34 protein-coding genes are annotated in these 24877 nt (G+C 56.8%); 27 read left to right on the top strand and 7 right to left on the bottom strand.

Going from position 1 to position 24877, the window contains the following annotated elements; translation table 11 throughout:
- Positions 1-8 precede the first annotated feature (8 nt).
- The 25 genes from rpsS to bfr all read left to right on the top strand — a co-directional run bounded on the left by rpsS (position 9) and on the right by bfr (position 13177).
- Positions 9-284 (top strand): 30S ribosomal protein S19, encoded by a 276-nt coding sequence (gene rpsS / locus IB245_RS16615; RefSeq protein ID WP_002555486.1) that lies wholly within the window; start codon positions 9-11, stop codon positions 282-284.
- An 11-nt stretch (positions 285-295) separates the two neighbouring features.
- On the top strand, positions 296-628 hold the full coding sequence (gene rplV, locus IB245_RS16610; RefSeq protein ID WP_003103908.1) for a 50S ribosomal protein L22: 333 nt from the start codon (positions 296-298) through the stop codon (positions 626-628).
- A 13-nt stretch (positions 629-641) separates the two neighbouring features.
- Positions 642-1328 carry a 30S ribosomal protein S3 gene (gene rpsC / locus IB245_RS16605; protein WP_003176422.1) on the top strand — a complete coding sequence of 229 codons (687 nt, stop codon included), beginning with the start codon at positions 642-644 and terminating at the stop codon, positions 1326-1328.
- Between the two features lie 12 nt (positions 1329-1340).
- Positions 1341-1754, top strand: coding sequence for a 50S ribosomal protein L16 (rplP, locus tag IB245_RS16600; protein WP_008030899.1), 414 nt, complete (start codon positions 1341-1343; stop codon positions 1752-1754).
- Positions 1754-1945, top strand: coding sequence for a 50S ribosomal protein L29 (gene rpmC / locus IB245_RS16595; RefSeq protein ID WP_008030901.1), 192 nt, complete (start codon positions 1754-1756; stop codon positions 1943-1945). Before rplP ends, rpmC begins: the two co-directional genes overlap by 1 nt.
- Positions 1946-1947: 2 nt before the next feature.
- The gene (rpsQ, locus tag IB245_RS16590) at positions 1948-2214 is read left to right on the top strand and encodes a 30S ribosomal protein S17 (RefSeq protein WP_003176419.1); all 267 of its coding nucleotides are present in this window, start codon (positions 1948-1950) and stop codon (positions 2212-2214) included.
- A 23-nt stretch (positions 2215-2237) separates the two neighbouring features.
- On the top strand, positions 2238-2606 hold the full coding sequence (gene rplN / locus IB245_RS16585; protein WP_002555479.1) for a 50S ribosomal protein L14: 369 nt from the start codon (positions 2238-2240) through the stop codon (positions 2604-2606).
- An 11-nt stretch (positions 2607-2617) separates the two neighbouring features.
- Entirely contained in the window at positions 2618-2932 is a 315-nt protein-coding gene (gene rplX / locus IB245_RS16580; protein WP_003176416.1) for a 50S ribosomal protein L24, read from the top strand.
- Between the two features lie 22 nt (positions 2933-2954).
- Positions 2955-3494, top strand: a complete 540-nt coding sequence (rplE, locus tag IB245_RS16575; protein WP_003176415.1) for a 50S ribosomal protein L5 — start codon at positions 2955-2957, stop codon at positions 3492-3494.
- 13 nt (positions 3495-3507) lie between these two features.
- The gene (gene rpsN, locus IB245_RS16570) at positions 3508-3813 is read left to right on the top strand and encodes a 30S ribosomal protein S14 (RefSeq protein ID WP_003176414.1); all 306 of its coding nucleotides are present in this window, start codon (positions 3508-3510) and stop codon (positions 3811-3813) included.
- Between the two features lie 210 nt (positions 3814-4023).
- Positions 4024-4416 (top strand): 30S ribosomal protein S8, encoded by a 393-nt coding sequence (gene rpsH / locus IB245_RS16565; RefSeq protein WP_003186040.1) that lies wholly within the window; start codon positions 4024-4026, stop codon positions 4414-4416.
- Positions 4417-4428: 12 nt separating this feature from the next.
- Positions 4429-4962, top strand: coding sequence for a 50S ribosomal protein L6 (gene rplF, locus IB245_RS16560; RefSeq protein WP_003176412.1), 534 nt, complete (start codon positions 4429-4431; stop codon positions 4960-4962).
- A 10-nt stretch (positions 4963-4972) separates the two neighbouring features.
- Positions 4973-5323, top strand: coding sequence for a 50S ribosomal protein L18 (rplR, locus tag IB245_RS16555; protein WP_003186037.1), 351 nt, complete (start codon positions 4973-4975; stop codon positions 5321-5323).
- Between the two features lie 3 nt (positions 5324-5326).
- Positions 5327-5827 (top strand): 30S ribosomal protein S5, encoded by a 501-nt coding sequence (gene rpsE / locus IB245_RS16550; RefSeq protein ID WP_007943782.1) that lies wholly within the window; start codon positions 5327-5329, stop codon positions 5825-5827.
- Positions 5828-5829: 2 nt separating this feature from the next.
- Entirely contained in the window at positions 5830-6006 is a 177-nt protein-coding gene (gene rpmD, locus IB245_RS16545; protein ID WP_003186033.1) for a 50S ribosomal protein L30, read from the top strand.
- Positions 6007-6009: 3 nt separating this feature from the next.
- On the top strand, positions 6010-6447 hold the full coding sequence (gene rplO / locus IB245_RS16540; RefSeq protein WP_007896782.1) for a 50S ribosomal protein L15: 438 nt from the start codon (positions 6010-6012) through the stop codon (positions 6445-6447).
- A complete protein-coding gene (gene secY, locus IB245_RS16535; protein WP_003228718.1) occupies positions 6448-7776 on the top strand; it encodes a preprotein translocase subunit SecY in 1329 nt (442 codons plus the stop codon).
- 27 nt (positions 7777-7803) lie between these two features.
- Positions 7804-7920, top strand: coding sequence for a 50S ribosomal protein L36 (gene rpmJ / locus IB245_RS16530; RefSeq protein WP_002555468.1), 117 nt, complete (start codon positions 7804-7806; stop codon positions 7918-7920).
- Positions 7921-8050: 130 nt separating this feature from the next.
- Positions 8051-8407, top strand: a complete 357-nt coding sequence (gene rpsM / locus IB245_RS16525; RefSeq protein ID WP_003186020.1) for a 30S ribosomal protein S13 — start codon at positions 8051-8053, stop codon at positions 8405-8407.
- A 30-nt stretch (positions 8408-8437) separates the two neighbouring features.
- Entirely contained in the window at positions 8438-8827 is a 390-nt protein-coding gene (gene rpsK / locus IB245_RS16520; protein WP_002555466.1) for a 30S ribosomal protein S11, read from the top strand.
- A gap of 18 nt (positions 8828-8845) precedes the next feature.
- Positions 8846-9466, top strand: coding sequence for a 30S ribosomal protein S4 (gene rpsD, locus IB245_RS16515; RefSeq protein ID WP_003210056.1), 621 nt, complete (start codon positions 8846-8848; stop codon positions 9464-9466).
- A gap of 22 nt (positions 9467-9488) precedes the next feature.
- Entirely contained in the window at positions 9489-10490 is a 1002-nt protein-coding gene (locus tag IB245_RS16510) for a DNA-directed RNA polymerase subunit alpha (RefSeq protein ID WP_003186012.1), read from the top strand.
- Between the two features lie 42 nt (positions 10491-10532).
- Positions 10533-10919 carry a 50S ribosomal protein L17 gene (gene rplQ, locus IB245_RS16505; protein WP_007943777.1) on the top strand — a complete coding sequence of 129 codons (387 nt, stop codon included), beginning with the start codon at positions 10533-10535 and terminating at the stop codon, positions 10917-10919.
- A 189-nt stretch (positions 10920-11108) separates the two neighbouring features.
- Positions 11109-12563, top strand: coding sequence for a catalase (locus tag IB245_RS16500; protein WP_192228090.1), 1455 nt, complete (start codon positions 11109-11111; stop codon positions 12561-12563).
- Between the two features lie 149 nt (positions 12564-12712).
- A complete protein-coding gene (gene bfr, locus IB245_RS16495; protein WP_008030905.1) occupies positions 12713-13177 on the top strand; it encodes a bacterioferritin in 465 nt (154 codons plus the stop codon).
- Positions 13178-13313: 136 nt separating this feature from the next.
- On the opposite strand, the gene uvrA is transcribed toward bfr, so the two are convergent.
- Positions 13314-16148, bottom strand: coding sequence for an excinuclease ABC subunit UvrA (gene uvrA / locus IB245_RS16490; protein ID WP_008041305.1), 2835 nt, complete (start codon positions 16146-16148; stop codon positions 13314-13316).
- A 191-nt stretch (positions 16149-16339) separates the two neighbouring features.
- Between uvrA and IB245_RS16485 the strand changes: the two genes are divergently transcribed.
- A complete protein-coding gene (locus tag IB245_RS16485) occupies positions 16340-17737 on the top strand; it encodes an MFS transporter (protein WP_008030907.1) in 1398 nt (465 codons plus the stop codon).
- Positions 17738-17746: 9 nt separating this feature from the next.
- Entirely contained in the window at positions 17747-18271 is a 525-nt protein-coding gene (locus IB245_RS16480) for a single-stranded DNA-binding protein (protein ID WP_008041307.1), read from the top strand.
- A gap of 184 nt (positions 18272-18455) precedes the next feature.
- On the opposite strand, the gene IB245_RS16475 is transcribed toward IB245_RS16480, so the two are convergent.
- The 6 genes from IB245_RS16475 to IB245_RS16450 form a co-directional block, all read right to left on the bottom strand.
- Positions 18456-20660, bottom strand: coding sequence for an OsmC domain/YcaO domain-containing protein (locus IB245_RS16475; protein ID WP_192228089.1), 2205 nt, complete (start codon positions 20658-20660; stop codon positions 18456-18458).
- 156 nt (positions 20661-20816) lie between these two features.
- Positions 20817-21974 carry a glutathionylspermidine synthase family protein gene (locus IB245_RS16470; protein WP_192228088.1) on the bottom strand — a complete coding sequence of 386 codons (1158 nt, stop codon included), beginning with the start codon at positions 21972-21974 and terminating at the stop codon, positions 20817-20819.
- A gap of 12 nt (positions 21975-21986) precedes the next feature.
- A complete protein-coding gene (locus tag IB245_RS16465; RefSeq protein WP_192228087.1) occupies positions 21987-22700 on the bottom strand; it encodes a DUF1190 domain-containing protein in 714 nt (237 codons plus the stop codon).
- Positions 22701-22718: 18 nt separating this feature from the next.
- Entirely contained in the window at positions 22719-23147 is a 429-nt protein-coding gene (locus IB245_RS16460; protein WP_008030949.1) for a DUF350 domain-containing protein, read from the bottom strand.
- Positions 23148-23162: 15 nt separating this feature from the next.
- The gene (locus IB245_RS16455) at positions 23163-23837 is read right to left on the bottom strand and encodes a DUF2491 family protein (protein WP_192228086.1); all 675 of its coding nucleotides are present in this window, start codon (positions 23835-23837) and stop codon (positions 23163-23165) included.
- A complete protein-coding gene (locus IB245_RS16450) occupies positions 23824-24858 on the bottom strand; it encodes an ion channel (protein WP_192228085.1) in 1035 nt (344 codons plus the stop codon). The genes IB245_RS16455 and IB245_RS16450 overlap by 14 nt, the downstream gene beginning before the upstream one ends.
- Positions 24859-24877 lie beyond the last annotated feature (19 nt).

Genomic DNA, 24877 nt, shown 5'->3' with positions numbered 1-24877 from the left:
ATACGACAGTGCCACGTTCTCTGAAAAAAGGTCCTTTTATCGATCTTCACCTACTGAAGAAGATCGAAGTGGCGGCGGAAAAGAACGATCGCAAACCAGTTAAAACCTGGTCGCGCCGTTCGATGATCCTGCCACAAATGGTCGGTCTGACCATCGCAGTACACAACGGTCGTCAACATGTGCCAGTTCTCGTGAACGAAGACATGGTCGGCCACAAACTGGGCGAGTTCGCCGGTACCCGCACTTATCGTGGGCACGTGGCTGACAAGAAAGCCAAGCGTTAAGGGGTTAGGAAATGGAAGTAGCCGCTAAGTTGTCGGGCGCTCGAATCTCCGCCCAGAAAGCCCGCTTGGTCGCCGACCAGATCCGCGGGAAGAAGGTGGGCGAAGCGCTCAACTTGTTGGCTTTCAGCAGTAAGAAAGCCGCCGAGATCATGAAGAAAGTGCTGGAGTCGGCCGTAGCCAACGCCGAGCATAACGAAGGCGCAGACGTTGATGACCTTAAAGTCAGCACCGTTTTCGTCAACGAAGGGCGTTCGCTGAAGCGAATCATGCCACGTGCCAAAGGCCGTGCTGATCGCATCGTCAAGCGGTCTTGCCATATCACTGTCAAGGTTGCTGACAAGTAACGGAGTCGAAGAGATGGGTCAGAAAGTACATCCCATTGGCATTCGCCTGGGAATCGTCAAGGAGCACACCTCCGTCTGGTACGCAGACGGTCGGACTTATGCGGACTATTTGTTCGCTGATCTGAAGGTGCGTGAGTATCTCCAAGACAAACTAAAAAGCGCGTCCGTAAGCCGTATCGATATCCATCGTCCGGCCCAAACTGCACGTATCACCATCCACACCGCTCGTCCAGGTATCGTTATCGGGAAGAAAGGTGAAGATGTTGAGAAACTGCGTCAGGACCTGACCAAGCAAATGGGTGTGCCTGTGCACATCAATATCGAAGAAATCCGCAAGCCGGAACTCGACGGTATGTTGGTTGCGCAGAGCGTAGCTCAGCAGCTGGAGCGTCGCGTAATGTTCCGTCGCGCTATGAAGCGCGCTGTACAGAACGCCATGCGCATTGGTGCCAAAGGCATCAAAATCCAAGTGAGCGGTCGTCTCGGCGGTGCTGAAATCGCACGTACTGAATGGTATCGCGAAGGTCGTGTGCCACTGCACACCCTGCGTGCCGACATCGACTATGCCAACTACGAAGCTCACACCACTTACGGTGTGATCGGTGTAAAGGTTTGGATCTTCAAAGGCGAAGTAATTGGTGGTCGCCAAGAAGAACTGAAACCACAAGCACCAGCGCCTCGTAAAAAAGCTGCTAAGTAAGGGGTACGCCAAATGTTGCAACCAAAGCGTACGAAGTTCCGCAAGCAGATGACTGGTCACAACCGTGGCCTGGCATTGCGCGGTAGCAAAGTCAGCTTCGGCGAGTTCGCGCTGAAGTCTGTAGCTCGTGGTCGTCTCACCGCTCGTCAGATCGAGTCAGCGCGTCGTGCTCTGACCCGTCACGTTAAACGTGGCGGCAAGATCTGGATCCGTGTATTCCCGGACAAGCCTATTTCCAAGAAGCCACTCGAAGTTCGGATGGGTAAAGGTAAAGGTAGCGTGGAATACTGGGTTGCCCAGATTCAGCCAGGCAAAGTCCTGTATGAAATCGAGGGTGTTTCTGAAGAGCTGGCGCGTGAGGCATTTGCCCTGGCTGCTGCAAAGCTGCCGCTCGCCACTGCCTTCGTTAAACGGACGGTGATGTGATGAAAGCGAACGAACTTCGTGAAAAAGACGCGCCGCAGCTTAACGAGCAACTGCTCGGCCTGCTGCGCGACCAGTTCAATCTGCGCATGCAGAAAGCAACTGGCCAGTTGGGGCAGTCTCACCTGCTCCGGCAAGTTAAGCGTGACATCGCTCGCGTGAAGACTGTGCTCAAACAGCAGGCAGGTAAGTAATCATGGCTGAAGCCGAAAAAACCGTCCGTACGCTGACTGGCCGTGTTGTCAGCGACAAAATGGACAAGACCATCACCGTTCTGATCGAGCGTCGCGTTAAGCACCCGATCTACGGTAAATACGTTAAGCGTTCGACTAAGCTGCACGCGCACGACGAAACCAATCAGTGCCACATCGGCGACAAAGTCACTATTCGTGAAACTCGTCCTTTGGCCAAGACCAAGTCTTGGGCGCTGGTTGATGTTCTCGAACGCGCTGTGGAAGTCTAAGGACTAGGGGTCGGAGAAATTATATGATTCAGACTCAATCCATGCTCGATGTGGCCGATAACAGCGGCGCTCGCCGCGTTATGTGCATCAAGGTGCTGGGTGGCTCCCATCGTCGTTACGCTGGTATCGGTGACATCATCAAAGTTACCGTGAAGGAAGCAATTCCTCGCGGTAAAGTGAAAAAAGGCCAAGTGATGACTGCTGTTGTAGTCCGCACTCGTCACGGCGTTCGTCGTGCTGATGGCTCCATTATCCGCTTTGATGGCAACGCTGCTGTTCTTCTGAACAACAAGCAAGAGCCGATCGGCACCCGTATCTTTGGGCCAGTGACCCGTGAACTTCGTACTGAGAAGTTCATGAAGATCGTCTCGCTCGCCCCAGAAGTGCTGTAAGGAGATCCGACATGCAAAAGATTCGTCGTGACGACGAGATCATCGTGATCGCCGGCAAAGACAAAGGTAAGCGCGGTAAGGTGCTTAAGGTTCTCGCTAATAACCGTCTGGTTATCGGTGGTCTGAACCTGGTCAAGCGTCATACCAAGCCTAACCCGATGTCGGGCGTACAAGGCGGTATCGTCGAGAAAGAAGCTCCACTGGACGCTTCTAACGTAGCCATTTTCAACGGCGAAACCAACAAGGCTGATCGCGTTGGTTTCAAAGTAGAAGACGGCAAGAAAATTCGTGTCTTCAAGTCGACCCAAAAAGCGGTTGATGCTTGAACACTGCTAGGTAGATGAGACCATGGCACGACTAAAAGAGATTTACTGGAAAGAAATCGCACCGAAGCTTAAGGAAGAACTTAAGCTTTCGAACGTGATGGAAGTTCCACGCGTTACCAAAATCACCCTGAACATGGGTCTGGGCGAAGCAGTCGGTGACAAAAAAGTCATCGAGCACGCTGTTGCTGACCTGGAAAAGATCACCGGCCAGAAAGTCGTTGTGACTTACGCTCGGAAATCCATCGCTGGCTTTAAAGTCCGTGAAGGTTGGCCGATCGGCGTCAAAGTGACCCTGCGCCGTGAGCGTATGTACGAGTTCCTGGATCGTCTGCTGTCGATCTCCCTGCCTCGGGTTCGCGACTTCCGCGGCCTGAATGCCAAGTCCTTCGATGGTCGTGGTAACTACAGCATGGGCGTTAAAGAGCAGATCATCTTCCCGGAAATCGACTACGACAAGATCGATGCTCTCCGCGGTCTGGACATTACCCTGACCACCACTGCCAAGAACGATGATGAAGGTCGCGCCCTGTTGCGTGCTTTCAAATTCCCGTTCCGCAACTGATTGGAGTAGGAAAATGGCCAAGATGAGCATGAAAAACCGCGAGCTGAAGCGTCAGCTCACGGTTGCCAAGTACGCCAAAAAGCGTGCAGCACTGAAAGCTATCATCGTTGATCTGAACGCAAGTCCAGAAGCGCGTTGGGAAGCTACAGTAGCTCTGCAAAAGCAGCCACGTGACGCAAGCGCTTCGCGCATGCGTAACCGCTGCCGCCTGACCGGTCGTCCACACGGCGTTTACCGCAAGTTCGGCCTCGGCCGTAACAAACTGCGTGAAGCTGCAATGCGTGGTGACGTACCTGGTCTGGTTAAAGCCAGCTGGTAAGCACTATCAAAGTCTCGGTGTTCGGGATCGCAAGATCCTGACCGCCGGTGACCTTGAACTTGAATCAAGCCCCTTTTGGGGCTTGATTCATTTGTGGGGTGTGTCTAGAATACCCGGCTCGCCTGAGCCCGTGCTTTTTTTGCACGGATGTCCTCGGCGACACGTAGTAGCCGCAAGGCTAATTTTTTGTGTATTAGGAGCGTCTAGCCCATGAGTATGCAGGACCCGTTAGCGGACATGCTAACTCGAATCCGTAATGCCCAGATGGCTGAAAAGTCCGTCGTAAGCATGCCATCTTCTACTTTGAAGGTAGCTGTTGCCAAAGTCCTGAAGGACGAAGGTTACATTGCGGGTTATCAGATCAGCAGCGAAATCAAGCCACTGCTGTCCATCGAGCTGAAGTACTTCGAAGGCCGTCCGGTCATCGAGGAAGTGAAGCGCGTTAGCCGTCCAGGCCTGCGTCAGTACAAGTCCGTCGATGATCTGCCAAAAGTTCGTGGCGGTCTCGGTGTGTCTATCGTCTCCACCAACAAAGGTGTGATGACGGATCGTGCTGCGCGCGCTGCCGGTGTCGGCGGCGAAGTTCTTTGCACTGTGTTCTAAGGGGGGATAAGCATGTCACGCGTCGCTAAGAACCCCGTTAAGCTGCCAGCCGGCGTCGAAGTCAAATTCGCAGGCCAACAGCTTTCGGTGAAGGGTGCCAAGGGCACTCTCGAACTGAACATCCATTCGTCCGTTGAGATCGTTGAAGAAGCTGGTGAGCTGCGTTTCGCTGCTCGCAATGGCGATCAACAAACTCGCGCAATGGCTGGTACCACTCGTGCGTTGGTAAACAACATGGTCCAAGGCGTAAGCCAAGGCTTCGAGCGTAAGCTCCAGCTGGTCGGTGTTGGTTACAAAGCGCAAGCAAAAGGCACAGTGCTGAACCTGGCTCTTGGCTTCTCGCACCCAGTGGATTATGAACTGCCGGAAGGCATCACCGCTGAGACTCCTAGCCAGACCGATATCCTGATCAAGGGCATCGATAAGCAGCTGGTAGGTCAAGTGGCCGCCGAGATCCGCGACTTCCGTCCACCAGAGCCGTACAAAGGCAAAGGTGTGCGCTACGCGGACGAAGTCGTCCGTCGTAAAGAAGCCAAGAAGAAGTAGGGCATAGCAAATGACCGACAAAAAAGTTACTCGACTGCGTCGCGCTCGCAAAGCACGCCTGAAAATGCACGAACTCGAAGTCGTGCGTCTCTGCGTGTTCCGCTCGTCGCAGCACATCTACGCCCAGGTCATTTCGGCCGACGGCAACAAAGTCCTGGCATCTGCCTCGACTTTGGATAAAGAACTGCGTGATGGCGCCACTGGCAACATCGACGCGGCCACTAAGGTTGGCCAGCTGGTCGCTACGCGTGCTAAAGCCGCTGGCGTCTCGCAGGTGGCTTTCGACCGCTCTGGCTTCAAGTACCACGGCCGCGTCAAGGCGCTGGCTGATGCTGCTCGTGAAGCTGGGCTGGAGTTCTAAGTTATGTCAAATAACGACCAAAAGCGCGACGAAGGCTACATCGAGAAGCTGGTTCAAGTTAACCGCGTAGCCAAAACCGTTAAAGGCGGCCGTATCTTCACTTTCACCGCGTTGACCGTGGTTGGTGATGGTAAAGGGCGTGTTGGCTTCGGCCGTGGCAAGTCACGTGAAGTGCCTGCTGCGATCCAGAAGGCAATGGAAGCTGCTCGCCGCAACATGATCCAAGTTGACCTGAACGGCACCACTCTGCAGTACGCAATGAAGTCCGGTCACGGCGCTTCGAAGGTGTACATGCAGCCTGCTTCTGAAGGTACCGGTATCATCGCTGGCGGCGCTATGCGTGCTGTCCTCGAAGTTGCTGGCGTTCAGAACGTTCTGGCCAAGTGCTACGGCTCGACTAACCCGGTAAACGTGGTTCACGCCACTTTCAAAGGTTTGAAGGCTATGCAGTCTCCTGAATCCATTGCCGCCAAGCGTGGCAAAAGCGTCAAGGAGATCTTCTGATCATGGCTACCGTTAAAGTTACGCTGATCAAAAGCATGACCGGCCGCATCCCTAACCACAAACTGTGCGTTAAGGGTCTGGGTCTGCGTCGCATCGGTCACACTGTAGAAGTACTTGATACTCCCGAGAATCGCGGGATGATCAACAAGGCTTACTACATGCTGCGTGTCGAGGGTTAATCGATGAAACTCAATGATCTGAGTCCAGCGCCGGGTTCCCGTCGCGAAAAGCATCGTCCGGGCCGTGGTATCGGTAGTGGTTTGGGTAAGACCGGTGGCCGTGGCCACAAAGGTCAGTCCTCCCGCTCCGGTGGCACCATTGCTCCAGGCTTTGAAGGCGGTCAACAGCCGCTGCATCGTCGCCTGCCGAAGTTCGGTTTCGTTTCCCTGAAAGCCATGGATCGCGCAGAAGTGCGTTTGTCCGAGCTGGCTAAAGTGGAAGGCGACATCGTCACCGTGCAGTCCTTGAAAGATGCCAACGTGATCAACGTCAACGTACAGCGTGTGAAAATCATGCTGTCCGGTGAAGTGACTCGCGCTGTTACCATCGGAAAGGGAATCGGCGCCACCAAAGGTGCGCGTGCGGCTATCGAAGCAGCTGGCGGCAAGTTCGAGGAATAAATGGCTAAGCAAGGTGCTCTCTCTGCGCTCGGCAAAGGCGGTATGTCTGAACTCTGGGCTCGTCTGCGTTTTCTGTTCCTGGCGATTATCGTCTACCGAATAGGCGCACACATCCCGGTTCCAGGTATCAACCCGGACCGACTCGCGGACCTGTTTCGACAGAATGAGGGGACCATTCTTAGCTTGTTCAACATGTTTTCCGGCGGCGCGCTGGAACGGATGAGCATCTTTGCATTGGGGATCATGCCGTACATTTCGGCATCGATCATCATGCAGCTGATGACCGCCGTCAGCCCGCAGCTGGAGCAGTTGAAGAAGGAAGGTGAAGCTGGCCGTCGCAAGATCAGCCAGTACACCCGCTACGGCACTGTCGTTCTCGCTCTTGTTCAGGCAATTGGCATGTCCATTGGTCTGGCAGGGCAGGGCGTTGCGTTCACTGGTGACTTTGGCTTCCATTTCGTCGCGGTATCCACATTTGTGGCTGGTGCGATGTTCATGATGTGGCTGGGTGAGCAGATTACTGAGCGTGGTGTTGGCAACGGTATCTCGATGTTGATTTTTTCGGGTATCGTCGCCGGTCTTCCGAGAGCGATCGGGCAGTCTTTCGAGTCTGCACGTCAGGGTGATATCAACATCTTCGCCCTGGTTGCCATCGGTTTGCTGGCAGTAGCGATTATCGGTTTCGTGGTGTTCATTGAGCGTGGTCAGCGTCGTATTGCTGTTCACTACGCCAAGCGTCAGCAGGGCCGTAAGGTCTTCGCTGCGCAGACTAGCCACTTGCCGCTGAAGGTGAACATGGCCGGTGTTATTCCGGCCATTTTCGCGAGCAGCATTTTGCTGTTCCCGGCTTCGTTGGGTGCCTGGTTCGGCCAGTCTGAAGGTATGGGCTGGTTGCAGGACATCTCGCAGTCGATCGCTCCTGGTCAGCCGTTGAATATTCTGCTGTTTAGTGCAGGGATTATTTTCTTCTGCTTCTTCTATACGGCGTTGATGTTCAATCCGAAAGACGTAGCGGAAAACCTGAAGAAGTCCGGTGCCTTTATTCCGGGCATCCGTCCAGGTGAGCAGTCTGCGCGCTACATTGATGGCGTTCTGACTCGCTTGACCATGTTCGGTGCTCTTTACATGACGGCCGTGTGTCTGCTTCCCCAGTTCCTGGTGGTTGCGGCAAACGTACCGTTCTACCTTGGCGGGACCTCGTTGCTGATCGTCGTCGTGGTTGTGATGGACTTCATGTCCCAAGTACAATCGCACCTCGTTTCGCACCAGTACGAATCCCTGATGAAGAAAGCCAACCTGAAGGGTTACGGCAGCGGCATGTTGCGCTGAGTACCCATAAGGTTCGAGGAGTTGGTGATGAAAGTTCGTGCATCGGTGAAAAAGCTGTGCCGTAACTGCAAGATTATTCGCCGCGAAGGTGTTGTTCGAGTAATTTGCAGCGCGGAACCGCGTCACAAACAGCGCCAAGGCTGAGTGTGATTGTGCTTCAAGCCCGGTAGCTAGTGCGCTACCGGGTTGATTATTTGTTATTACAGCGATATTATCTCGCGCCCTATTTCTTGGCTTCCGGGGCGTAGGTAGCTGTCAATTGGAGTCCCACTGAATGGCCCGTATTGCAGGCGTTAACATTCCAGATAACAAGCATACTGTTATCTCGCTGACCTACATCTATGGTGTTGGTCGCACTACTGCACAGAAGATCTGTGCAGTGACTGGGGTAAACCCAGCCGCAAAGATCAAGGATCTGAGCGACGAGCAGATTGAACAGCTGCGTGGCGAAGTGGCGAAGTTCACCACTGAAGGTGACCTGCGTCGCGAAATCAACATGAAAATCAAGCGTTTGATGGACCTCGGTTGCTATCGCGGTCTGCGTCATCGTCGTGGTCTTCCAGTACGCGGTCAGCGTACCAAGACTAACGCGCGTACCCGTAAAGGTCCGCGTAAGCCGATCCGCAAGTAATCGCCCCAGCGAATCGACAGGAAATTAATCATGGCTAAACCTGCTGCTCGTCCTCGTAAAAAAGTTAAAAAGACAGTGGTTGATGGCATCGCCCACATCCATGCTTCTTTTAACAACACAATCGTGACCATCACCGACCGTCAAGGCAACGCTCTTTCCTGGGCTACCTCCGGTGGTTCGGGTTTCCGCGGTTCCCGCAAGTCCACCCCGTTTGCTGCTCAAGTAGCTGCTGAACGTGCTGGCCAAGCTGCGCTGGAATACGGTCTGAAAAACCTCGACGTTAACGTCAAAGGTCCAGGCCCAGGTCGTGAATCTGCAGTCCGCGCTTTGAACGGCTGTGGCTACAAGATCGCCAGCATCACCGACGTGACGCCAATCCCGCACAACGGGTGCCGTCCGCCGAAGAAGCGCCGCGTGTAATCCAGGAGATTGTAAAGAATGGCTCGTTACATTGGTCCAAAATGCAAACTCGCTCGTCGCGAAGGCACCGATCTCTTTCTGAAGAGCGGCGTGCGCGCGATCGAATCGAAGTGCAACATTGAAGCAGCACCTGGTATCCACGGCCAACGCCGCGGTCGCCAGTCCGATTACGGCACCCAACTGCGTGAAAAGCAGAAGGTCCGTCGTATCTACGGCGTTCTCGAGCGTCAATTCAGCGGCTACTACAAAGAAGCTGCTGGCAAGAAAGGTGCAACCGGTGAAAACCTGCTGCAACTGCTCGAATGCCGTCTGGACAACGTTGTATACCGTATGGGTTTTGGCTCTACTCGTGCCGAATCCCGTCAGCTGGTATCGCACAAATCCGTCAGCGTTAACGGCCAGACCGTAAACGTACCGTCTTACCAGGTTCGTGCTGGTGACGTGGTCGCGATTCGCGAGAAAGCAAAGAACCAACTTCGCATTGTCCAAGCTCTCGATCTGTGTGCCCAACGTGGCCGCGTAGAATGGGTAGAAGTAGACACTGAGAAGAAGTCGGGCGTTTTCAAGAACGTTCCAGCTCGCAGTGATCTGTCCGCCGACATCAACGAAAGCCTGATTGTCGAGCTCTACTCCAAGTAAGGGCTAGAAAATAGGTGCATCCATGCAGATTTCGGTAAATGAGTTCCTGACACCCCGCCATATTGATGTGCAGGTTGTCAGTCCAACCCGCGCCAAGATCACTCTCGAGCCTCTCGAGCGTGGTTTCGGCCACACCCTGGGCAACGCGCTGCGCCGCATCCTGTTGTCCTCAATGCCCGGCTGTGCAGTAGTCGAGGCCGAGATTGACGGTGTACTCCATGAGTACAGCGCAATCGAAGGCGTACAGGAAGACGTAATTGAAATCCTGTTGAACCTTAAAGGTCTGGCTATCAAGCTGCACGGTCGTGACGAAGTTACGCTGACCTTGTCGAAGAAGGGTTCGGGGGTGGTTACCGCTGCCGATATTCAGCTGGATCATGATGTCGAGATCGTTAACCCCGATCACGTAATCGCTAACCTGGCGTCTAACGGCGCCCTGAACATGAAGCTCACCGTAGCTCGTGGTCGTGGTTATGAACCGGCAGACTCGCGTCAGAGCGATGAAGACGAAAGCCGCAGCATCGGTCGCTTGCAGCTTGACTCTTCGTTCAGCCCGGTTCGCCGTATCGCATACGTGGTGGAAAACGCCCGTGTCGAGCAGCGTACTAACCTGGACAAGCTGGTTATTGATCTGGAAACCAACGGTACTCTGGATCCTGAAGAGGCTATCCGTCGCGCTGCAACCATTCTGCAACAGCAGTTGGCTGCGTTCGTCGACCTCAAAGGTGACAGTGAGCCAGTGGTTGTCGAGCAGGAAGACGAGATCGATCCGATCCTGCTTCGCCCGGTTGACGATCTGGAACTGACTGTACGTTCGGCTAACTGCCTTAAGGCGGAAAACATCTACTACATCGGTGACCTGATTCAGCGTACCGAAGTAGAGCTGTTGAAGACTCCGAACCTTGGCAAGAAATCCTTGACTGAAATCAAGGACGTTCTGGCCTCCCGCGGTCTGTCCCTCGGCATGCGCCTCGACAACTGGCCGCCTGCAAGTCTTAAGAAGGACGACAAGGCGACTGCCTGATCGTCGTAATCACCGAACGTCGTGTTTGGTAAGGAATGAACCATGCGTCATCGTAAAAGTGGTCGTCACCTGAGCCGCACTAGCTCGCACCGCAAGGCCATGTTCCAAAACATGGCAGTGTCGCTGTTCGAGCACGAGCTGATCAAAACTACACTGCCGAAAGCTAAAGAACTGCGTCGCGTTGCTGAGCCGCTGATCACTTTGGCCAAGACAGACAGCCTGGCTAACCGCCGTCTGGCTTTCGACCGTACTCGTTCGAAAGCTATCGTTGGTAAGCTCTTCAACGACCTGGGCAAGCGTTACGCTACCCGTGAGGGTGGCTACCTGCGCATCCTCAAGTGCGGCTTCCGCACTGGCGACAACGCGCCTATGGCGTACGTCGAGTTGGTTGATCGTGCTACCGGCGGTGAAGCTGTATCCGCTGAGTAAGACGTCAGTCTGAAACGAAGAACCGGGCCTAGTGCCCGGTTTTTTGTGGGCGTCTGAAAAGTAGGCTCTACGTTAGTAATTTTCTATCGACGCTTACAAGTTAATGAATTTGTAGGTGTAACGTTGGTGATCAATACTCCCTCTCAGCCGATTAGCCGGCAGTTCAAGACTGACAGAGGAAGAGATCGCATGAGCCAAAATAAAATACTTACCACCGCCAGTGGCGCTCCTGTCGCCGACAACCAGAATTCCCGCTCCGCCGGCCCTCGTGGCCCATTGCTGCTCGACGACTTCCACCTGATCGAGAAGCTTGCCCACTTCAACCGTGAAAACATTCCTGAGCGCCGCGTACACGCCAAGGGCTCGGGTGCTTACGGTACGTTCACCGTGACGCGCGATATCACTGAGTACACCAGCGCCAAACTGTTCGAATCCGTCGGCAAGCAGACCCCAACGTTTCTGCGGTTTTCCACCGTGGGCGGTGAGCGCGGCTCGGCCGACACAGAACGCGATCCGCGTGGCTTCGCCCTGAAGTTCTACACCGAAGAAGGCAACTGGGACATCGTTGGCAACAACACTCCAGTGTTCTTCATTCGCGATCCGCTCAAGTTTCCGGACTTTATCCACACCCAAAAACGCCTGCCACAAAGCAACCTGAAAAGTGCGCAGATGATGTGGGACTTCTGGTCGCACTCGCCTGAGGCGCTGCACCAGGTCACCATCCTGTTTTCGGACCGTGGCATCCCTGACGGCTACCGTCACATGCACGGCTTCGGCAGCCACACTTACAGCCTGATCAGTGCCAGCGGCGGGCGTCACTGGGTGAAGTGGCATTACAAGACCCAGCAAGGGATCAAGAACCTGGCGCCGGCAGAAGCTGCTCGCCTTGCGGGCACCGATCCGGATTACGCACAGCGCGACTTGTTCGAAGCGATTGAGCGTGGCGACTTTCCAAAATGGCGTGTATGCATTCAGATCATGACCGAGGCCCAGGCTGCGGCGCATTACGAGAACCCTTTCGATGTGACCAAGACCTGGTCGCAAAAAGAGTTCCCACTGATCGAAGTGGGTGAGCTCGAGCTCAACCGCAATCCGCAGAACTACTTCGCGGAAGTTGAACAAGCGGCGTTCGGTCCGAGCAATATGGTGCCAGGTGTCGGCCTGTCGCCAGACCGCATGCTGCAAGGGCGAGTGTTCGCTTACGCCGATGCGCACCGCTACCGTGTTGGTACCAACCATCAGCAACTGCCGGTGAATGCGCCGCGCAGCCCGGTCAACAGCTACCAGCGTGATGGCTCCATGGCATTTGGCAGCAATGGTGGTGCAGCGCCGAACTACGAGCCGAACAGTTACGTAGAGTCGCCAAAACAGGCGCCTCGTTATGCTGAGCCTGCTTTGGCATTGAGCGGTGCGGCTGATCGTTACGATCATCGCGAAGACACGGACTACTACAGCCACGCAGGTGCGTTGTTCCGTTTGATGAGTGATGAGCAGAAAAAACTGCTGACCAACAATATTGCGGGCGCGATGGCAGGGGTCTCCGCTGATGTAGTGGATCGCCAATTGCAGCATTTCTTCAAGGCCGACCCGGCTTATGGAGACGCAATCGCAAAGGCGCTCAACGTACAGATTAACGAAGTCTAAACGAGAAGCAGAACCGCCCTCATTAGGGCGGTTTTTGCGCTATTTAAACTACTTTTCTCAGAATATCTTCGCTTTTATCGCGCAAACCAAGTGACCAAACAGTCGCTGTGGTTCAAACTACAGACTTTCAAGCAGGGAGATGTAGGGCGATGCAAGGCCACCCAGACGTAATCGATTACCTCAACACGTTGCTGACCGGCGAACTGGCCGCGCGTGATCAATATTTCGTTCACTCGCGGATGTATGAGGACTGGGGATTCACCAAGCTCTACGAACGAATCAACCACGAGATGGAAGAGGAAGCGGGGCACGCCGATGCGCTGATGCGCCGAATTCTGATGCTCGAAGGCACGCCACGCATGCGTCCGGACGATCTTGATGTCGGCACCACGGTTCCTGACATGCTAGCTGCCGACCTGCGACTGGAATACAAAGTCCGCGCCGCGCTCTGCAAGGGCATCGAACTCTGCGAGCAGCACAAAGACTACGTCAGCCGCGAGATGCTGCGCATTCAACTGAACGATACCGAAGAAGACCACACCTACTGGCTCGAGAAGCAGTTGGGTCTGATCAAGTTGATCGGTCTGGAAAATTACCTGCAATCTCACACCTGACATTGAACCGTAGGAGCACAGCTTGCTGGCGAAGGCTTCCTTGATATCGCCATCGCCAGCAAGCTGTGCTCCTACAGTGTCAACGAAAAAGCCCCTGTCACCGACAAAGTGACAGGGGCTTTTTCATGGGCTTGATTCAGTCCCTGTCGCGAGCCAGCAGCGGTTTGAGATAGAAACCGGTATGAGACTGCTTCATCTCGGAGACTTCTTCCGGCGTACCGACGGCAATGATCTGCCCGCCTTTTGAGCCACCTTCCGGCCCCAGATCCACCAACCAGTCAGCAGTCTTGATCACGTCCAGGTTGTGCTCGATCACCACCACGGTGTTGCCGTGGTCGCGCAGTCGATGCAGCACGTCGAGCAGTTGCTGAATATCCGCGAAGTGCAAACCGGTGGTTGGCTCATCGAGGATGTACAGCGTCTTGCCGGTATCGCGCTTGGACAGCTCGCGGGACAATTTCACTCGCTGCGCTTCACCACCAGACAGCGTGGTCGCCGATTGCCCCAGCTTGATGTACGACAGGCCGACATCCATCAACGTCTGAAGCTTGCGTGCCAGTGCCGGCACCGCGTCGAAGAACACCCGGGCTTCCTCGATGGTCATCTCGAGGGTTTCGTGGATGCTCTTGCCCTTGTACTTGATCTCCAGCGTTTCGCGGTTGTAGCGCTTGCTCTTGCAGACGTCGCACGGAACATAGATGTCCGGCAGGAAGTGCATTTCAACCTTGATCAGGCCATCGCCCTGGCAGGCCTCGCAGCGTCCGCCCTTCACGTTGAAGGAGAAACGTCCCGGCCCGTAACCGCGGGAACGGGATTCCGGCACGCCGGCGAACAGTTCGCGAATCGGCGTGAACAGCCCGGTGTACGTCGCCGGGTTGGAGCGTGGCGTACGGCCGATCGGGCTCTGGTCGATGTCGACGACCTTGTCCAGGTGCTCCAGCCCTTTGATGCTGTCGTGAGCCGCAGCCTCAAGCGTTGTTGCACCGTTGAGTGCCGTCGCGCTCAAGGGAAACAGCGTGTTGTTGATCAGCGTCGACTTGCCCGAACCGGAGACGCCGGTAACGCAGGTCAGCAGGCCAATCGGAATCTCCAGATCGACGTTGCGCAAGTTGTTGCCGCGAGCGCCCTTGAGGGACAGCGACAACTTCTTGTTACGCGGTGTGCGTTTGGCTGGAACGGCAATCTTCACCCGACCCGACAAGTACTTGCCGGTCAGCGAGTCAGGGTGAGCCATAACTTCCGCTGGCGTACCTTCAGCGACGATATGCCCCCCGTGCACGCCGGCACCCGGGCCGATATCCACGACATAGTCAGCCAGGCGAATGGCATCTTCATCGTGTTCGACCACGATCACCGTGTTGCCGATGTCGCGCAGGTGCTTGAGCGTGCCGAGCAAACGGTCGTTGTCGCGTTGGTGCAGACCAATCGACGGTTCATCGAGGATGTATAGAACGCCCACCAGACCGGCACCAATCTGACTGGCCAGACGAATCCGCTGCGCCTCGCCACCGGACAACGTGTCGGCACTGCGATCCAGCGACAGATAGTCGAGGCCGACGTTGACCAGGAACTGCAGGCGCTCGCGGATTTCCTTGAGGATCTTGTCGGCAATTTCACCGCGACGCCCGGTCAGCTTCAGCACGCCGAAGTATTCGCATGCATCGCCAATCGGCAGATTGGTTACCGCCGGCAGAGTCTTCTCGCCGACCCAGACATGCCGCGCCTCGCGACGCAGGCGGGTGCCACGGCAATCCGGGCAATGCTGGGTGCTGAGGAACTTGGCCAGCTCTTCACGTACAGAAGCCGATTCGGTTTCGCGGTAGCGACGTTCCAGGTTTGGCACGATGCCTTCGAACGGGTGCGAACGTTTGACGATGTCGCCACGGTCATTCAGGTATTTGAAATCGACGTTCTGGGAACCGCTGCCGTGCAGGATGAATTTCTGCTGCTCGGCCGGCAGTTCGTTGAACGGTACTTCGAGGCTGAACTTGTAGTGCGCCGCCAGCGATCCGAGCATCTGGAAGTAATAGACGTTTCGCCTGTCCCAGCCGCGAATCGCACCTTCGGCCAGGGTCAGTTCGCCATTGACCAGTCGCTTGATGTCGAAGAATTGCTTCACACCCAGACCATCGCACGTCGGGCAGGCGCCGGCCGGGTTGTTGAAGGAGAACAGCTTGGGTTCCAGCTCGCTGATCGCGTGACCGCAGATCGGGCAGGCGAAGCGCGCAGAGAAGATCATCTCTTCGCCGGGTTCGTCGTCCATCGGTGCGACCAGGGCAATGCCGTCCGCCAGTTTCAGCGCAGTCTCGAAGGATTCGGCCAGACGCTGTTGCAGATCGGCGCGGACCTTGAAGCGGTCGACGATGACGTCAATCGAATGCTTCTTTTGCTTGTCCAGCTTCGGCAGTTCGTCCAGTTCGCAGATCCTGCCGTTGACCCGGGCCCGGACAAAGCCCTGGGCGCGCAACTCTTCGAAGACCGAAAGGTGTTCGCCTTTGCGCTCGCGGATCACTGGCGCCAGCAGCATCAGTTTGCTGCCCTCCGGTTGGGCGAGGACCAGGTCGACCATCTGGCTGACGGTCTGCGCTTCCAGCGGAATGTCGTGATCCGGGCAGCGCGGAATACCGACGCGAGCGTAGAGCAGGCGCAGGTAGTCGTAGATTTCGGTGATGGTGCCGACCGTCGAACGCGGGTTGTGCGAGGTCGACTTCTGTTCGATGGAAATGGCTGGCGACAAACCTTCAATGGTGTCGACGTCAGGCTTTTCCATCATCGACAAAAACTGCCGGGCATAGGCCGACAGCGACTCGACATAGCGGCGCTGGCCTTCGGCGTACAGCGTGTCGAACGCCAGGGACGATTTGCCGGATCCGGACAAGCCGGTGATGACGATCAGTTTGTCCCGTGGCAGGGTCAGGTCGATGTTCTTCAGGTTGTGGGTTCGGGCCCCACGAATCAGGATCTTGTCCAAAGTGGCCTCGCTCGGCGGGCGTCGAAAACGTAGGAGTATACGGCCAAATACTGGATGGATGCACACTATCAAACGAGTGGTTTACTGTCGTACATGAAGAGTCTGTCAGCGGAACGCGTCAAAGCGTCGCGATATACCCTGTCAATCGATGGGACTGGTAGAATCGCCGCCGGTTCACATGAGGTTTTTCCATGCACGATCCCCACAGCGAACGCATGAGTGGCAGTGAGACCCGCGCAGCAAGCGGTCTGGCCCTCGTGTTCGCGTTCCGTATGCTTGGCATGTTCATGGTGTTGCCGGTACTGGCGACCTATGGGATGGATCTGGCAGGAGCGACCCCGGCCCTCATCGGGCTGGCGATTGGCGCTTACGGCCTGACCCAGGCGATTTTTCAGATTCCGTTCGGCTTCATTTCCGACCGCATCGGGCGCCGCCCGGTGATTTACCTGGGGCTGATCGTGTTCGCCCTCGGCAGTGTGCTGGCGGCGAACGCCGATTCGATCTGGGGCGTTATCGCCGGACGAATCCTGCAAGGCGCCGGGGCGATTTCCGCAGCTGTGATGGCATTGCTGTCAGACCTGACCCGCGAACAGCATCGGACCAAAGCCATGGCCATGATCGGCATGACGATTGGTCTGTCGTTCGCGGTCGCCATGGTGGTAGGACCATTGCTGACTCGCGCCTTCGGGCTGTCCGGGTTGTTCCTCGCCACCGGTGGCATGGCGCTGGTGGGTATCGTGATCGTGATGTTCATGGTGCCGCGTTCCACCGGGCCGTTGCAGCACCGCGAATCCGGCGTCGCGCGCCAGGCACTGATGCCGACGCTCAAGCACCCGGACCTGCTGCGCCTGGACCTGGGTATTTTTGTGTTGCACGCGATGTTGATGTCGAGCTTCGTTGCATTGCCGCTGGCCCTGGTCGAAAAAGCCGGGCTGCCCAAAGAGCAGCACTGGTGGGTCTACCTGACCGCGCTGCTGATTTCCTTCTTCGCCATGATCCCGTTCATTATCTACGGCGAGAAGAAACGCAAAATGAAACGAGTTTTATTGGGCGCAGTGCTGACGCTGATGCTCACTGAGCTATTCTTCTGGCAGTTCGGCGATAGCTTGCGGGCTCTGGTGATCGGGACGGTGGTGTTCTTTACCGCGTTCAACTTGCTGGAAGCTTCGTTGCCATCGCTGATCAGCAAGGTTTCACCGGCGGGCGGCAAGGGCACGGCGATGGGGGTTTATTCCACCAGTCAGTTCCTCGGATCGGCACTGGGCGGGATCCTCGGCGGCTGGATGTTCCAGCATGGCGGTCTGTCGGTTGTCTTCCTCGGATGCGCCGGCCTGGCTGCCCTCTGGCTGGCCTTTGCTGTTACCATGCGCGAACCACCTTATGTCACGAGCCTGCGCTTGCCGTTGTCGCCCGAGGCGATCCGCGAAGCGGGTCTGGTTGAGCGCCTGAAGGCCGTCGTAGGGGTAACAGATGCGGTAATCGTTGCTGATGAAGCAGCGATTTACATCAAATTGGACACAGAACTATTGGATCGCACTACCCTCGAGCGCCTGGTGAACAACCCGCCCGAGGCAGCGTGCGTAGCCTAGGAGAACGTTATGGCCCGTGGGGTTAACAAAGTCATATTGGTCGGCACTTGCGGCCAGGATCCCGAAGTTCGCTACTTGCCTAACGGTAACGCCGTGACCAACCTGAGTCTGGCGACCAGCGAACAGTGGACCGACAAGCAGACCGGTCAGAAGGTCGAGAAGACCGAATGGCACCGTGTGTCGATGTTCGGCAAAGTGGCGGAAATCGCTGGCGAATACCTGCGTAAAGGTTCGCAGGTCTACATCGAAGGCAAGCTGCAGACCCGCGAGTGGGAAAAAGACGGTATCAAGCGTTACACCACTGAAATCGTGGTCGACATGCAAGGCACCATGCAACTGCTGGGCGGCCGTCCACAGCAGGGCGACCAACAAGGCGGGGGCAACAACTACCAGCAGTCCGCTCCGGCTCCACGCCAACAGCAGGCGCCGCGTCCGCAGCAGTCGGCACCGCAACAGTCGCGTCCGGCTCCACAGCAGGCCGCTCCTCAGCCGGCTCCGGATTTCGACAGCTTTGATGACGATATCCCGTTCTAGGATATGGCTTAGGCCTTTGTAAGGTTTAGCCTCGAAACCCCCGATCGGTCCTCTGGACTGGTCGGGGGTTTTCTTTTGCGCACTATTTGTAGGAGCCGGCTTGCTGGCGATTCAAGCACCGCGGTTAACCAGGTAAACCGCGTAATCGTTCATCGCCAGCAAGCCGGCTCCTACAGGTTTGCGCTCAACGGGATGACGTGGTGACAGCAGCCCGCGCCGTGTGCAGTTTTTTGTAGCTGTCGATCAGGCGCAGGTGCCTGTCGAGCCCCTCCAGTTTCATGCTGGTCGGCGTCAAGCCATGGAAGCGCACGGTCCCGTCCACCGAGCCGATTGCTGCGTCCGTCCGCTCGCTGCCAAACATCCGGCGGAAATTGGCCTCGTAGTCTTCCAGTTCCAGGTCTTCGTCCAGTTTCATCTCCAACACCACATTGACGGCCTGGTAGAACAAGCCGCGCTCAACCGTGTTGTCGTTGTACTGCAGGAACATTTCCACCGCCTCTTTCGCCTCTTCAAATTGTTGCAGGGCGAGATAAATCAGCAGCTTCAACTCCAGGATCGTCAACTGACCCCAAGCGGTATTGTCGTCAAATTCGATGCCGATCAAGCTGGTGATGTCGGTGTAGTCGTCCAGCTCACTTTCCACCAGACGCTCGACCAGCGCTCGCAGTTCGTCTTCGTCCAGGCGATGCAGGTTCAGGATGTCTTCGCGGAAGAACAGCGCTTTGTTGGTGTTATCCCAGATCAGATCGTCTACCGGATAAATTTCCGAATAGTCCGGCACCAGGATGCGGCAGGCCGTCGCGCCGATATGCTCGTAGACCGCCATGTACACTTCCTTGCCCATGCCTTCGAGAATGCCGAACAAGGTCGCGGCTTCCTCGGTATTCGAGTTTTCACCCTGGCCGGAGAAGTCCCACTCCACGAATTCGTAATCCGACTTCGAACTGAAGAAGCGCCACGACACAACGCCGCTCGAGTCGATGAAGTGCTCGACGAAGTTGTTCGGCTCGGTCACCGCGTGACCTTCAAACGTCGGCTGGGGCAGGTCGTTGAGGCCTTCGAAGCTGCGGCCTTGCAGCAATTCGGTGAGGCTGCGTTCCAGTGCCACTTCAAGGCTTGGGTGCGCGCCGAACGAGGCGAACACACCACCGGTACGCGGGTTCATCAACGTAACGCACATCACCGGGAATTCACCGCCCAGGGACGCATCCTTCACCAACACCGGGAAACCCTGTTCTTCCAGCGCCTGAATGCCGGCGAGGATCCCTGGGTACTTCGCCAGCACGTGGGCCGGCACATCCGGCAGTGCAAATTCACCTTCGATGATTTCGCGTTTTACCGCGCGCTCGAAGATCTCCGACAGGCACTGCACCTGCGCTTCGGCCAGCGTGTTGCCGGCACTCATGCCGTTGCTCAGGTACAGGTTTTCAATCAGGTTGGACGGGAAATACACCACCTCACCGTCCGACTGGCGCACGTACGGCAGCGAGCAGATACCGCGCTCTTCATTGCCCGAGTTGGTGTCGATCAGATGGGAGCCGCGCAGCTCGCCGTCGCGGTTGTAAATCTTCAGGCAGTACTCGTCGAGAATCTCGGTCGGCAGCGCGTCTTTGCGGCCAGGCTTGAACCAGCGCTCGTCCGGATAATGCACAAATTCCGCGTTGGCGATGTCTTCGCCCCAGAACTGGTCGTTGTAGAAGAAGTTGCAGTTGAGCCGCTCGATAAACTCGCCCAACGCCGACGCCAGTGCGCCTTCCTTGGTCGCACCCTTGCCGTTGGTGAAGCACATCGGCGAGTGCGCATCGCGGATATGCAGCGACCACACATTGGGCACGATATTGCGCCACGAGGCGATTTCAATCTTCATGCCCAGGTCCGCCAGAATGGCCGACATGTTGGCGATGGTTTGTTCCAGCGGCAGATCCTTGCCGGCAATGTAAGTGCTCGCCTCTGAGCTGGAAGCAGGCATCAACAGCGCCTGGGCATCGGCGTCGAGGTTTTCCACTTCTTCGATCACAAACTCAGGCCCGGCCTGCACCACTTTTTTCACGGTGCAACGGTCGATGGAACGCAGGATGCCCTGGCGGTCCTTGTCGGAGATGTCCGCCGGCAACTCGACCTGGATCTTGAAAATCTGGTTGTAGCGGTTTTCCGGGTCAACAATGTTGTTCTGCGACAGGCGGATGTTATCCGTGGGGATATTGCGTGTGCTGCAGTACAACTTCACGAAATACGCCGCACACAACGCCGACGAAGCCAGGAAGTAGTCGAACGGACCGGGTGCCGAGCCATCGCCCTTGTAGCGGATTGGTTGGTCGGCCACCACCGTGAAGTCGTCGAACTTGGCTTCAAGCCGAAGGTTGTCGAGAAAGTTGACCTTGATTTCCATGGGGGGGTACCAGAATAACGGGCTAGACGATTTGGCCGCCATTATCCGGCTTTTCAGCGGTAAGTCTTGTGGTTGTCGGGTTCCTGATCGGGTTTACACCTGTTTCACCCCGACGCCCGATGCATGGCAACGGGCTTTTCCACTGACGGTAAATGTTCAGTCGAGTATCAGGTGCGGCAAGAATCGGCTGGAATCCTTGGTAATCAGGCTGTTGTCCTCGCGCACGCCGATCCCCGCGGCTTGATCGCCGATCACCCAGGAGCCGATCAACGTGTAGCTATCGCCAAACTTCGGCAGCGGCGCGAACTCCTGAAGGATAAACGGCGCATCCGTGTAGGGCCCATCCTCTTTCACGATCAGACCGTCCGTTGTTTGCAGCTCGATGTTGGCGCCTTCCCGCGAGAAGAATGGCTTGCGCACCCAACCCTTGGGCACCGCTTTGTTCGGGTCGGTATCCAGGTGGGCGGCGAGCAGGTTCGGATGACCTTTGTTGAATTCCCACAGCAGCGGCAGGATGCCTTTGTTGGAGATGATGGATTTCCAGGCCGGTTCGAAGAACTGCGTATCACTCAGGGCAATCGCTGCGCCAAAGGGTTCGTGGAAGATGAACTCCCAGGCGTGCAGTTTGAACAGGTGAGGAATCCAGCGATCTTCAAGATCGACGAAACGTCCGTCACTGGTGAGGCCAATGTCTTCGATGTCGATGTGACGGGATTCGATGCCGACTTTTTCCGCAACCAGCCGCAGGTAATCGGTGGTGCCCTTGTCCTCGACCGAGTCTTTCATCGAGGCGAAATAGAAGGGCTGCGTGATCTGCAGTTGAGCAAAGGCCTGATGCAGCTTGGTGTCGATGCTGTTGAACTGGTCGGCGTTCTTGGGCAACAAACCACGCTCAATGCACTGCTCCAGCCAGCCCCACTGGAACGCCGCCGCTTCGTAGAGGCTGGTCGGCGTGTCGTAGTTGAGCTCCAGCAGCTTGGCCGGGCCGTTGCCGTTGTAGGAAAAGTCCATGCGCCCGTACAGATGCGGATGACCTTCGAGCCATGACGTACGAACCAGGTCGTAGAACGCTGCCGGAATACTCAGGCGTTCCAGCAACTCCTCGCTCTGCACCACGCGAGCCACCAGGTCCATGCACATCTCATGGATCTCGGTGGTCGGGTCTTCGAGATCGTTCTCGATCTGTTTGAGCGTGAACTGGTAGTACGCGCTCTCGTCCCAATAGGGTTCGTCGTCGATGGTGTGGAACAGAAAGCCGAGGCTTTCAGCGGTCTGTTTCCAGTCATGACGCTCTGCGCAGAGGATTTTCTTCATGGCCCTGTTTCCTTAACTGCTCGACCCGCCGCCACCCCAGCCGCTGCGCGCACTGGCTTTGCTGCCGAAGCCGCCACGGGAAGTGGACGAGGCAACGGACACCGGTTTGCTGGCGGAACGAATCGAGTCGGCGTAGTTGCTGCTGCCGTATCGCGCCTGATTGGATTTGGTAAAGGTCGAACCTTTCGAAATCCGCTGGCCGAGTGTCGAAGACGAATAGCTGCCACGGTCATCGCGGTAGCGGTACACCGGCTCCGAATAGTAGCTGTTGCGGTTGTTGCTCAGCATGTTGCCGATCAGCAGGCCGGTCAGCAGGCTGGTGCCGGAGAACCCCGAACCGCCACTGTTCGCTTCCGAGGCAGGCAGTTGCGCTTTGGCGGCGTCCACCTGGGATTGCGTCACCTCGCCATTGGCGGTCAGCTCGAAGCCGCCGAGTTTGGGGATGAACTTGCCGGCGGAGTCCTGCTGGCACCAGTCGGCGACGAAGTCGGCTTCGCAATCGGCCTGGTTGTCGTACACCGGTGCAATGCGTCGATGTTCGGCCATGGCGGTCATGAAGGCGTCCGAGCAGACGTCCACCGGAAGTTTTTCATCGGCGCATTGCTGCACGGACTGGAAGTTGTACTTTTTCTGCATCGAGTAGGTTTTTTCCGTCGGCCCGCAGCCCGAAATCGCCATCGCGACCGAGGCTGCCAGCGACAGCTGAACGTACTTGCTTCGTTTCATCGGGAGCTCCGTGCGCGATCAGTTCGAGGAAGGGGTCATGCAGGCGGCGTTCAACATGCCGACGCTGATGGCCACGGCTGCCACGTAGATACCGGCGGCGATTTCACCTTTCTTGATGCGCTCGGAGGTGCCCTTGAGCACCAGGCTGGTCATCAGGAACGCCAACAATTGCACGAACGCGGCGATGACTGCCCAGACCACGAAGTCGAGGAGGCTGACCGAGTAGGCGATCACGTTGCTGGCCGGAATCGCGAAACCGATGACCGCACCGCCCAGGGCGATTGCAGCCGCGACGTTGCCCGAACGGATCAGCTCGAATTCCTTGTGCGGGGTGATGCGGGTGTAGATGAACTGGAACAGCGCGAACAGCACGGCGGCGCCGAGGATGTACGCAACAAACCCGAGCACGGCGGCTTTGTTCAGGGAGACGGAGAGCGCTTCTAGCATGGGGTTTCTTCCTTTTTAAAAAGTGTTCAGGTCGGTGGTGTACAGCGAAATGCCCAGCGAAGTGCTCAAGCTGATCGTGCCTTCGGCGTCTTCTTCGACAGAAAACAGCAGGAATTCACGGCGGTCGGTCAGGCCGGTTTCGCGGGCGTATAACATCGAACGGTGCTCGACGCTGTAGGACTCATCCGGGTTTTTCAGCTGTTCGCTCAACGCCACCAGTTCAGTCTGGCCATTCTCGGTGCCCCATTCGCGGGTGTATTCGACGCCGTTGTGGGTGTAGGTCGGCAGCCCGATCAGGCTGTTCGGGCCGGCCAGACGGCGCAGCTCCGCTTCGCTGCTGATGGTGATGTAGCTGAGGTAGTTGAACAGGATCACCGACTCGACCTGGCCGGCGATGTCGCCGGTGGTGTGCACTTGCAGCCAGTAGTCTTCGTCGTTCATGTAGTAGCGCGACAGCCAGGTCGACTGCCCGAGGTCAATGGTGCCGTTGCTCCAGATCTGCTGCGAGCCGGGGATGGCCACGGCGGTTTTTTCGTCGAGCAACAATTGCAGCGTGCTGTCGAACATCACGCCTTTGCCCAGCGCCAGACCCAGCGGGCCGGCGGCCGGTTGGGTTTCGCTGGCGGTCCATTTCGATTCTGAATTCGCGTTCGGGGCCTCAAGCCCCAACAACTGTTTAAACCATCCCATTGGAGATTTCCTTGAGGCGAGTGGAGGCGATGTAGAAGAGCTCGCCGCCCTCGACGCGTGTGGCGCCAGGCGGGTTGATCGATGGTTGTCGGGCGCCCTTGGCGCGGTAGCCGATGAGGGTGGCGTTGTGACGTTCTTTCATCTGCGTGTACAGATCGCCGAAGGTCGCGTTAAACGTCTCGGGCAGTTTCATCAGGTATTGGGTCGCGCCCTGGCCCACGCACAGCAATTCGTTGATGACCACGGACGAGCCGGGGTCCTGGGACGCGCGCACAAGCATCTCGATGGCCATGCTTGATGTGCATTCCAGGCTGGGGGCGTAGGCGCTGGCGAGCGAGGCGATTTCACTGTCATTGAAGTGGGCGACCACATGCCCGACAGGCTTCAGTTGATTGACCGCCAGCACGGTGGCCAGGGTCAGGTCGTCTGAATGGGTTCGCACCAGAACGCGTTCGGCACCGGGAACGCCAGCGCGCAGTAGCAGCGCCACCGAGGACAGGCTTTCGCCCTTGATGAAGGACGCCTGGCCGGGCATGGGGTTTTCTTCAAGGGTGCAATCGCAAATGACGATCAGGTTGTCGTTGGAGGTTTCATCCTGAAGCAACAACTCAACGACCCGTTCGCTGGACGCACCTTCCCAGCCGATGAGCACCGTATGCCCGACATTGCCGGTGTAGTCACCTTTGCCCTTCATGCTTTTTCTCCATACATCGATAACGCTGCTGGTGGTTTTGCCGATGGCTGCCGTCAGCAGCGCAATGCCGCCGAGCATGACCCAGGTGGCCACGAAAATGCGCCCCGCCGATGTCTGTGGCGCGAGATCGCCATAGCCTACGGTAAGCGTGGTAGTGAGATAGAAGTAGGTAAACGTGGCGGGGGCGGTGAGGTGCTGTTCGCCCAGCAACACCAGGCCCAGATACGCCGTGGTCAGGTGCACGGCCAAGGCGATGACCAGTCCCACCCAACCGAATCGGTGGAAGAGGGACGAGGCATACATGCGCAATAAAAGGAAAATCGACATTTCGTCCCTGACTCCGTGG

The organism is Pseudomonas sp. PDM02, from assembly GCF_014852285.1.
Taxonomy (GTDB): domain Bacteria; phylum Pseudomonadota; class Gammaproteobacteria; order Pseudomonadales; family Pseudomonadaceae; genus Aquipseudomonas; species Aquipseudomonas migulae.
Note: the sequence above shows the minus strand (reverse complement) of the source record. Positions and strands in the feature narration are given on the sequence as shown.